1 pseudogene is annotated in these 399 nt (G+C 76.7%); it reads right to left on the reverse strand.

Going from position 1 to position 399, the window contains the following annotated elements:
- Nucleotides 1-399: pseudogene (locus G3I65_RS05970) on the reverse strand (hypothetical protein); the annotation flags it as partial.

A 399-nucleotide genomic window follows, 5' to 3' on the forward strand; every position in this document is an offset into this window, starting at 1 on the left:
CCAGCACCGGCAGCCGGGCCGCGGGCAGGCTGTCGCGGGTCGCGCGCTGCACCAGCGCGTGCACCTGGACGGTTCGCTGCCCCGCGGAATGCGCCAGCGTGATCAGGCTGAGCCGGTGCAGGCAGCCCAGGCCGTCGCGGGCCTGGTCGGCGTCCACCGGACGGCAGGCGTCGGCGGTCAGCAGGGCGAGCAGCGGCGCGGCGGTGAAGACGTCGGCCGGAATCCCGTGGGGAGCGAGCAGGCCGGCCACCGCCAGCAACGTCCCGGCGATCCCGGCCGGCTGCAACCGGTTCGCGTGCTCGATCGACAACGACCAGGTGGCGGCCGCCGTCGCCTGGTGCCCGTCGGGCAGGCCCTCGTCCTCGGGCAGCAGCGACGGCAACCGGCGGCGCCGATCGG

The organism is Amycolatopsis sp. SID8362 (genome assembly GCF_010550475.1).
Classification (GTDB): domain Bacteria; phylum Actinomycetota; class Actinomycetes; order Mycobacteriales; family Pseudonocardiaceae; genus Amycolatopsis; species Amycolatopsis eburnea.